The 9,165-nt window shown below is 71.3% G+C and carries 8 protein-coding genes; 6 read left to right on the top strand and 2 right to left on the bottom strand.

Annotation, left to right across the window (positions count from 1 at the left end):
• Positions 1-12: 12 nt before the first annotated feature.
• Together ACFW2E_RS33125 and ACFW2E_RS33120 are read right to left on the bottom strand one after the other, a co-directional pair.
• On the bottom strand, positions 13-297 hold the full coding sequence (locus tag ACFW2E_RS33125; RefSeq protein ID WP_384471458.1) for an antitoxin: 285 nt from the start codon (positions 295-297) through the stop codon (positions 13-15).
• A 23-nt stretch (positions 298-320) separates the two neighbouring features.
• Positions 321-647 carry a hypothetical protein gene (locus tag ACFW2E_RS33120; protein WP_384471455.1) on the bottom strand — a complete coding sequence of 109 codons (327 nt, stop codon included), beginning with the start codon at positions 645-647 and terminating at the stop codon, positions 321-323.
• 182 nt (positions 648-829) lie between these two features.
• On the opposite strand from ACFW2E_RS33120, the gene miaA reads away from it, so the two are divergent.
• The 6 genes from miaA (at position 830) to hflX (ending at position 9,131) form a co-directional block, all read left to right on the top strand.
• Positions 830-1,768 (top strand): tRNA (adenosine(37)-N6)-dimethylallyltransferase MiaA, encoded by a 939-nt coding sequence (miaA, locus tag ACFW2E_RS33115; RefSeq protein ID WP_384471452.1) that lies wholly within the window; start codon positions 830-832, stop codon positions 1,766-1,768.
• Between the two features lie 108 nt (positions 1,769-1,876).
• On the top strand, positions 1,877-2,386 hold the full coding sequence (locus ACFW2E_RS33110; protein ID WP_384471460.1) for a hypothetical protein: 510 nt from the start codon (positions 1,877-1,879) through the stop codon (positions 2,384-2,386).
• Positions 2,387-2,460: 74 nt separating this feature from the next.
• A complete protein-coding gene (gene dapF / locus ACFW2E_RS33105; protein ID WP_384471449.1) occupies positions 2,461-3,330 on the top strand; it encodes a diaminopimelate epimerase in 870 nt (289 codons plus the stop codon).
• Between the two features lie 282 nt (positions 3,331-3,612).
• Entirely contained in the window at positions 3,613-5,883 is a 2,271-nt protein-coding gene (locus ACFW2E_RS33100; RefSeq protein ID WP_384471446.1) for a RelA/SpoT family protein, read from the top strand.
• A 70-nt stretch (positions 5,884-5,953) separates the two neighbouring features.
• The gene (locus ACFW2E_RS33095) at positions 5,954-7,504 is read left to right on the top strand and encodes a M1 family metallopeptidase (RefSeq protein ID WP_384471443.1); all 1,551 of its coding nucleotides are present in this window, start codon (positions 5,954-5,956) and stop codon (positions 7,502-7,504) included.
• Between the two features lie 133 nt (positions 7,505-7,637).
• Entirely contained in the window at positions 7,638-9,131 is a 1,494-nt protein-coding gene (gene hflX, locus ACFW2E_RS33090) for a GTPase HflX (protein WP_384471440.1), read from the top strand.
• Positions 9,132-9,165 lie beyond the last annotated feature (34 nt).

Genomic DNA, 9,165 nt, shown 5'->3' with positions numbered 1-9,165 from the left:
TCCACATGCCGCTCAGGAAGCGGGTGGCGGCGGGGTCTCGGACTGCGTCGTCGTGCCGCCCTCGGCCTGCGCGGTGCCACTCTTGTGCGCGAGCCGGTCCATGGCACCCTTGGCCTTGCCCGTACCCGTCTGGATCTTGTCGCTGTACTTGCCCTTGGTCTTCTCGTCGACGACCCTTGCGGCCTTGTCGAGACCGTGCTGGATCTTGTCGATCTTGTCTTCGTGGTGGTGCGCCAGGTCCGACACCTTGTGCTTGGCAGGGGCGAGCTTGGCCTTCAGGTTCTCCAGCAGATGCATGGTCCACCTTTCCTCGTGGGCAGCTATGTGCGGGCGCCGTCGCCGGCCTCGTTGTCGGCGGCCTCCCCGGGCGACTGCTGCCTCGGAATCTCGGCGCTCTCGGCCACGGAGCCCCTGACAGTGACGGCCTCGGCCTCCACCTCGTCTCCGCCGCCGGCCACCTTCGGCGCCTTCGCCCCGGCCGCTTCCTCCGCCGGCTCCCGCACCGACTCCTTCGCAGGTTTCTCCAGCGGTTCCGTCACCGGTGCGTCCGCCGCGGCCCCGTCCGGCTCCGTACCGGCCTGCGCCTTGGCGGCCGAGGCCTCTTCCGTCGCCTTCGACTTCCCCAGAAGTCGAGCAAACACGCCCATATCAACTCCATACGTTACTCGCGCGGGCGAAATCCCGCGTCACCCGGAGCGTCCGTTTGCGTCGCCCGGGTCACCGCCTCCCGAAACCGGCGGTCGGCACCACGCAACGGGCAACGACGCGGAACGCGGGCCGTCACGTAACTCGTTCGAGACCCGGCCGCGGGGTTTGCGAAACTGGTGCGGTGAGCAGCGCACCCGCCACCCCCCGAGTCATCGCCGTCGTCGGTCCCACCGCGGCCGGAAAGTCCGATCTGGGCGTCTTCCTGGCCCAGCAGCTCGACGGCGAGGTCGTCAACGCCGACTCGATGCAGCTGTACCGGGGGATGGACATCGGCACCGCCAAACTGACGCCCGAGGAACGCGCGGGCGTCCCGCACCACCTGCTGGACATCTGGGACGTGACGGTCACGGCCTCCGTCGCCGAGTACCAGCGAATGGCCCGCGCCCGCATCGACGACCTGCTCTCCCGGGGACGCTGGCCGGTCCTCGTCGGCGGCTCCGGCCTGTACGTCCGCGGAGCGGTGGACAACCTGGAGTTCCCCGGCACGGACCCCCGGGTCAGGGCACGGCTGGAGGAGGAGCTCGCGCTGCGCGGCCCGGGGGCGCTCCACGCGCGTCTGGCCGCCGCCGACCCCGAGGCCGGACGGGCGATCCTGCCCAGCAACGGCCGTCGTATCGTCCGGGCGCTCGAGGTGATCGAGATCACCGGCCAGCCGTTCACCGCCAACCTCCCGGGTCACGACTCCGTCTACGACACCGTCCAGATCGGCGTCGACGTGTCCCGTCCCGAGCTCGACGAGCGCATCGCGCGCCGGGTCGACCGGATGTGGGAGGCAGGGCTCGTGGACGAGGTGCGCGCACTGGAGGCGCAGGGCCTGCGCGAGGGGCGTACGGCCTCGCGCGCGCTCGGCTACCAGCAGGTGCTCTCGGCGCTCTCCGGGGAGTGCACCGACGACGAAGCGCGGGCCGAGACGGTACGCGCCACCAAGCGCTTCGCGCGCCGTCAGGATTCATGGTTCAGGCGCGATCCGCGGGTGCACTGGCTGAGTGGGGCGGCGGCGGACCTCACGGAACTTCCGCACCTCGCGCTGGCATTGGTCGAACGACCGGTTACAGCCTGATCACGTCATGGCATCGGGATGCGCCGCCGGTCATCGAGGCCTCCGGTGCCGTGCCATCATCGAGCTTCGATCGACCAAGTGGAGTCCTAGTTGGGAGGGCGCGTGGCGATGGAGGCCGGCCCTCGCGACACCGCAGAAGCGGCACAAGACACCGAGCACGTCGTCGGCGGTGCCGAACCGGAACAGGGCGAGAACCGTCTGAGTGCCGACGGGCCCGAGGAGACGCCGGGCGGTGTGACCGACGACGGTCCGGCGCCCGAGGAGATGTTCCCCGGCGGGCCCGAGGTCGAGGTGGAGCTGCGTCCGCAGCGCCGACTGCGCATCTGGCAGCTCGCGCCCATCGTGGGTCTGGCCGCGGTCGGCTCCCTGATGTTCGCCTTCCCGCTCGCCTTCGACTTCGGTGACAGCGGTGCGGTCATCGCCATGCTGGGCCTGCTGATCTGCTCCTGCGCCGCGGGCTGGGGCATGATGGCCGCCCGCCGGGTGGGCTACACCTGGCCGGGCCTGCCCCCGCGGGGCTCCGGACGCCGGCCCGACTGGCGGGTCGTCCTCGGCTACGTCCTGCTGGTGGCCCTGGTCGCGGTCCTCGCCGTATGGCGCGTGGCCCGGCTGCGCTGATCACCCGGGCCTGCGCGACGCGGTGGCCGTCCCGGGCCGCCGGGGATGTCGTAGCGACCCCGTACGATCGAGGAATGAGCACGCGGATCGCCTTCCTCAAGGGTCACGGCACCGAGAACGACTTCGTGATCGTCCCGGACCCCGAGAACCTCATCGAGCTGGCCCCGGCCGCCGTGGCCGCCCTGTGCGACCGCCGTGCCGGCATCGGCGGGGACGGGGTGCTGCACGTCGTGCGGTCCGCCGCGCACCCGGAGGCCGCGGGCATGGCGGCCGGCGCGGAGTGGTTCATGGACTACCGCAACAGCGACGGCTCGATCGCGGAGATGTGCGGCAACGGCGTCCGTGTGTTCGCGCGCTACCTCCAGCACGCCGGACATGTGGCCGAAGGGGACATCACGATCGCCACGCGCGGAGGCGTCAAGACCGTCCACATCGCCAAGGACGGGGACGTCACCGTGGGCATGGGCCGTGCGCGCCTCCCCGAGGGGGACGTCACGGTGAGCGTCGGCGAGCGGAGCTGGCCCGCGCGCAACGTGAACATGGGCAACCCGCACGCCGTCGCCTTCGTCGACGACCTGGCCCACGCGGGTGACCTGTTCAGCCAACCGCCGTTCAGCCCTGCGGCCGCCTACCCCGACGGGGTCAACATCGAGTTCGTCGTGGACCGCGGTACCCGCCACGTCGCGATGCGCGTCCACGAGCGCGGCTCCGGCGAGACCCGGTCCTGCGCCACGGGCGCGTGCGCCGTCGCCGTCGCCACCGCGCGCCGGGACGGCGCCGACCCGGCCGCCACCGGAACGCCCGTGACCTACACGGTGGACGTGCCCGGCGGACGCCTGGTCATCACCGAGCATCCGGACGGCGAGATCGAGATGACCGGACCGGCGGTGATCGTCGCCGAGGGCGAGATCGACGCCAAGTGGCTGGAAAACGTGGTCGGCTGAGCACGCGAATCGCAGCCCCGGCGGCCCTGGACACACGCATTCGCGGATCTCGGTCGCCGGGGCGGGTCGAAACCACGGTCGGACGTGCGGCACGTGGCTCAAAATCGTAAACCTCCAAATCGTCGCTCGAATGGGTGATCCGTTTCACGCTCGGCGAGAGGCGGTCGGTCGGGCGTGATGGGCTCGGTAGCATCAAGCACCGGCACGGACGGGGGAACGTCGCCAACCCTGAGCCGCGCACACCCTGGGCTCCGTCCGCCGGTCCACGAGCCGGAGGTGCCCATGAGTGCGGAGGCCACGAACCCTGCGACCCCTGGTCCTGTAGCCCCTACAGCGGCCCGCAGGAAGGCCCGCCCCCGGATCGACCTGCGCCGACTCGGCCGTGTCGCGCTGCTCGGCCCCGCCGGCCGTGACCGCCTGCCGGACGCCATCGGCCACGTCGCCGAGGCACACCGCGCCCACTACCCCGACGCCGACCTCGAACCGCTGCGCCGGGCGTATGTGCTGGCCGAGTCCTCGCACCGCGGTCAGATGCGCAAGAGCGGCGAGCCGTACATCACGCACCCGCTCGCCGTGACCCTGATCCTCGCCGAACTCGGTGCCGAGACCACGACCTTGACGGCCTCTCTGCTCCACGACACCGTCGAGGACACCGACGTGACGCTCGATCAGGTGCGCGAGCAGTTCGGCGAAGAGGTGCGCTATCTCGTCGACGGCGTCACCAAGCTGGAGAAGGTCGACTACGGGGCCGCCGCCGAGCCCGAGACCTTCCGCAAGATGCTCGTCGCCACCGGGAACGACGTCCGTGTGATGTCGATCAAACTCGCCGACCGGTTGCACAACATGCGCACTCTCGGAGTGATGCGCCCCGAGAAACAGGCCCGCATCGCCAAGGTGACCCGTGACGTCCTGATCCCGCTCGCCGAACGGCTCGGTGTCCAGGCCCTGAAGACCGAGCTGGAGGACCTCGTCTTCGCGATCCTCCATCCCGAGGAGTACGAACACACGCGCGAACTGATCGTCGGCAACGCGGCACGCACCGACGACCCCCTCGCGGAGATCGCCGACGAGGTCCGCGCGGTCCTGCGCGACTCCGACATCCAGGCCGAAGTCCTCATCCGCCCACGCCACTTCGTCTCCGTCCACCGGGTGGCCCGCAAGCGGGGAGAGCTGCGCGGGGCCGACTTCGGCCGGCTGCTGGTCCTGGTGGGCGAGGACGCGGACTGCTACGGCGTCCTGGGCGAGCTGCACACCTGTATGACGCCGGTCGTCTCGGAGTTCAAGGACTTCATCGCCGTACCGAAGTTCAACCTGTACCAGTCGCTGCACACCGCGGTGACCCGCGGCGACGGTCAGGTCGCCGAAGTGCTCATCCGCACCCACCAGATGCACAAGGTCGCCGAGGCCGGTGTCGTCGCGCTCGGCAATCCCTACGCTCCTCCTTCGGAGGAGCAGTCGCCGCGCGAAGGCGAGCGAGCCGACCCGACCCGGCCCGGCTGGCTCTCCCGGCTGCTCGACTGGCAGCGGGGCGCTCCCGACCCGGACACCTTCTGGTCCACCCTGCGCGAAGACCTCGCCCAGGACCGGGAGATCACGGTCTTCCGGCCCGACGGCGGCACGCTCGGCCTGCCCGAGGGCGCCACGTGCGTGGATGCCGCCTACGCCCAGTACGGCGAGGACGCGCACGCCTGCATCGGCGCCCGCGTCAACGGCCGCCTCGCGACCCTGAGCACCGTGCTGAGGGACGGCGACACCGTCCAGCTCCTCATGGGGCAGGACCCGGCCTCCGAGCCCTCCAGGGAGTGGCTGGAGCACGCGCACACACCGGCCGCGCGCATCGCCATCCAGCGGTGGCTGGCGGCGCATCCGGAGGACGAGACGGGCGAGGCGGCTGCCCGCGCGGGCGCCGTGGCGCGCCTGTCCCAGGGCGGCAGGACCGGTACGGCTGCTGCGGGCACGCCCCATGGCGCGACCGCCCAGGGTGCCTCGGCCGGCCCGGAGGGCTTTTACCGGAGCGCCGACGGCGACACCGTTCCTGGCGGCGCGGAAGCCCCCGCCGCGCGCTCCGGCGTGGACGGTCAGGGCGCGCGCCCCCGGGGCGCCGATGTCCTCGTGGACCTCCCGGGAGCCACCGTACGGCTCGCCGGATGCTGCACCCCCGTACCGTCCGACGAGATCACCGGCTTCTCGGTGCGGGGCGGGGTGGTGACCGTGCACCGCGTGGGGTGCGCCGCGGTGGCGCGCATGACGAGCGCGGGGCGCGTGCAGGTCGATGTGCGCTGGGGGGAAACCACCGCATGCCGGGTCACGCTGGTCGCCGAATCGTTCGGCCGCCCCCATCTGCTGGCCGACCTCACCGAAGCGATCGCCCTGGAAGGGGCCGAGATCGTCTCCGCGACCGTCGAACCGCCGAGCCAGCAGCGCGTACGCCACACGTACACCCTCCAGCTCCCCGACGCGGCCCGCCTCCCGGCCCTCATGCGGGCGATGCGGAACGTACCCGGCGTCTACGACGTCGGGCGGGCGCAGCACCAGGTTCCGGCCTCCTCCTGAGGCAACCCGTTCGGGTGGGCCGGGCGCGCGTCGCCGCCGCAGCGCACGCGCGCGCTGGTAGCGGTGGTGCATGCTGCTCACCCTCCGCACCCGGCCGCCCCGGCCGAAGAACCCGGGGACCTCCCGGCACCGCACGGCCGCCCTCCTCGCCTCCGCCGTCTCCGTCTGCCTCTTGGCCGCGAGCGCCCCCGCCGCCCCGCTGGGCGTCGGCGACCGCCTCTTCCCCCACCTGGGCAACCCGGGATACGACGTCTCGTCCTACGACCTCGCCTTCACCTATCCCGGCACCAACGACAAGCCCCTCCAGGCCGTCACCACCATCGACGCCCGGACGACCGCCGACCTGGACCGCCTCAACCTCGACTTCGCGCACGGCAAGGTCGAGTCCGTCACGGTCGACGGCCTGCCCGCCTCCTTCACGGACGCCGGCGAGGACCTGGTGGTCACTCCCGGGGTCCCGCTGCCCAAGGGCTCCTGGATGCGGATCGCCGTGCGGCACACCAGTGACCCGGTGCCCGCCGACGGCCGCGACGGCGGATGGGTGCAGACCTCGGACGGCCTCGCCATGGCCAACCAGGCCGACGCCGCCCACCTGGTGTTCCCGTGCAACGACCATCCGTCCGACAAGGCGATGTTCACCATCCGGATCACCGCCCCCGACGGCTACACGGCCGTGGCCAACGGAGTGCCGGCCGGTGTGGACAGGGCCGGCGGCTCGACCACCTGGACGTACCGGACCCAGCACCCCATGGCCACCGAGCTCGCCCAGGTGTCCATCGGCCGCTCCGCCGTGCTGCGCCGCAAGGGCCCGCACGGTCTGCCCGTGCGTGACGTCGTCCCCGCCGCCGACAGCAAGACCCTCGAACACTGGCTGGCGAAGACCCCGGACCAGATCGCCTGGATGGAGAGCAAGGTCGGCCCCTACCCCTTCGAGACGTACGGGCTGCTCATGGCCCAGGCCGCCACCGGCTTCGAACTGGAGACACAGACCCTCTCCCTCTTCGAGAAGGGCCTGTTCACGGAGCCCGCCTACCCCGCGTGGTACGTCGAGTCGATCATGGTGCACGAGCTGTCCCACCAGTGGTTCGGCGACAGCGTCAGCCCGCGCACCTGGTCCGACCTGTGGCTGAACGAGGGGCACGCCACCTGGTACGAGGCCCTGTACGCGGAGGAGAAGGCGCACAAGCCCATGGTGGACCGGATGAAGGCGGCCTACAGCGCCTCCGACCGCTGGCGCGCCTCGGGCGGCCCGCCCGCCGCCCCCAAGCCGCCCAAGGAGGGCCAGAAGATCAGTATCTTCCGGCCCAACGTCTACGACGGGGCGGCGCTGGCGCTCTACGCCCTGCGCCAGGAGATCGGACGCACGGCCTTCGAGCGGCTGGAGCGGACGTGGGTGCGCGACCACCAGGACGGCACGGCGAGCACGGCCGACTTCGTGAACCTGGCGTCCAGGACCGCCGGGCGCGACCTGGGCGGGTTCTTCGAGGACTGGCTCTACGGCGAGAAGACGCCACCGATGCCGGGCCACCCGGACTGGAAGCCGACGCCGCCCGCCAAGGGCGCACCGGCGCACGGGGCGCGAACCAAGGCCGCCCCGCTCAAGGCCGCGCTCGGCGAATAAGACGGTGACGAGACGTGGCGTCCCGTGCGACCATCTTCAGGTCGGCGCGGCACGGTGCGCGGGAATCTCCCGACAGGCTCGTGCGTTGTCACAATGACCGGCACAGCGGAATCCCCATCGACGTAAGGACCCAATGACCTCCTCTTCTTCCCCTTCCCAGGACACCAAGCGCTTCGCGCACGCCTACCCCGAAGGTCTTCGGGCCGATGCCCTGATGGAAGAGGACGTCGCCTGGAGCCACGAGATCGACGGAGACCGGGACGGCGACCAGTTCGACCGCTCCGAGCGCGCGGCCCTGCGGCGCGTGGCGGGCCTCTCCACCGAGCTCGAGGACGTCACCGAGGTCGAGTATCGACAGCTCCGACTGGAGCGGGTCGTACTCGTCGGCGTCTGGACCTCGGGGACCGTGCAGGACGCGGACAACTCCCTCGCCGAACTCGCCGCCCTCGCGGAGACCGCGGGTGCGCTCGTGCTCGACGGCGTGATCCAGCGCCGCGACAAGCCCGACGCGGCCACCTACATCGGCTCCGGCAAGGCCGAGGAACTCCGCGACATCGTGATCGAAACGGGCGCGGACACCGTCATCTGCGACGGTGAGCTCAGCCCCGGCCAGCTGATCCACCTCGAGGACGTCGTCAAGGTCAAGGTCATCGACCGTACGGCCCTGATCCTGGACATCTTCGCCCAGCACGCCAAGTCCCGAGAGGGCAAGGCGCAGGTCGCGCTCGCGCAGATGCAGTACATGCTGCCCAGGCTGCGAGGCTGGGGTCAGTCGCTGTCCCGCCAGATGGGCGGCGGCAAGGGCGGCGGCCTCGCCACCCGTGGTCCCGGTGAGACCAAGATCGAGACGGACCGGCGACGGATCCGCGAGAAGATGGCGAAGATGCGCCGGGAGATCGCGGAGATGAAGACCAGCCGCGAGATCAAGCGCCAGGAGCGCAAACGCAACAAGGTGCCGTCCGTCGCCATCGCGGGCTACACCAACGCGGGGAAGTCCTCCCTGCTCAACCGCCTCACGGGCGCCGGCGTCCTGGTCGAGAACGCCCTGTTCGCGACCCTGGACCCGACCGTCCGCCGGGCGGAGACCCCGAGCGGCCGGCTGTACACGCTGACGGACACCGTCGGTTTCGTACGGCACCTGCCGCACCACCTGGTCGAGGCGTTCCGCTCCACCATGGAGGAGGTCGGCGACTCCGACCTCATCCTGCATGTGGTGGACGGCTCGCACCCGGCTCCGGAGGAGCAGCTGGCGGCCGTGCGCGAGGTGATCAGGGACGTCGGCGCCACCGACGTTCCCGAGATCGTCGTGATCAACAAGGCGGACGCGGCCGACCCGCTGGTGCTCCAGCGGCTGCTGCGGATCGAGAAGCGCTCCATCGCGGTCTCGGCCCGCGCCGGCCTGGGCATCGACGAGCTGCTCGCGCTGATCGACAGCGAGCTGCCGCGGCCGTCCGTCGAGATCGAGGCGCTCGTGCCGTACACCCACGGCAAGCTGGTCGCCCGTGCCCACGCCGAGGGCGAGGTGATCTCCGAGGAGCACACCGCGGAGGGCACTCTGCTCAAGGTGCGGGTGCACGAGGAGCTTGCCGCGGACCTGGCGCCGTACGTGCCCACACCCGCGGCCTGACCCTCCGGGCCCGCAGAATCAGCAAGGCCGAAGG

Source organism: Streptomyces sp. NPDC058964 (assembly GCF_042741275.1).
In the GTDB taxonomy this organism is placed as follows: Bacteria; Actinomycetota; Actinomycetes; order Streptomycetales; family Streptomycetaceae; genus Streptomyces.
The sequence above is the reverse complement of the archived record's forward strand: the minus strand, read 5'-3'. Positions and strand labels throughout refer to the sequence as shown.

Excerpts from the sequence above, each read along its gene's own strand:
- ACFW2E_RS33125 (WP_384471458.1), bottom strand. The coding sequence starts at position 297 with ATGCATCTGCTGGAGAACCTGAAGGCCAAGCTCGCCCCTGCCAAGCAC.
- ACFW2E_RS33120 (WP_384471455.1), bottom strand. The coding sequence starts at position 647 with ATGGGCGTGTTTGCTCGACTTCTGGGGAAGTCGAAGGCGACGGAAGAG.
- ACFW2E_RS33110 (WP_384471460.1), top strand. The coding sequence starts at position 1,877 with ATGGAGGCCGGCCCTCGCGACACCGCAGAAGCGGCACAAGACACCGAG.
- dapF (WP_384471449.1), top strand. The coding sequence starts at position 2,461 with ATGAGCACGCGGATCGCCTTCCTCAAGGGTCACGGCACCGAGAACGAC.
- ACFW2E_RS33100 (WP_384471446.1), top strand. The coding sequence starts at position 3,613 with ATGAGTGCGGAGGCCACGAACCCTGCGACCCCTGGTCCTGTAGCCCCT.
- ACFW2E_RS33095 (WP_384471443.1), top strand. The coding sequence starts at position 5,954 with ATGCTGCTCACCCTCCGCACCCGGCCGCCCCGGCCGAAGAACCCGGGG.
- hflX (WP_384471440.1), top strand. The coding sequence starts at position 7,638 with ATGACCTCCTCTTCTTCCCCTTCCCAGGACACCAAGCGCTTCGCGCAC.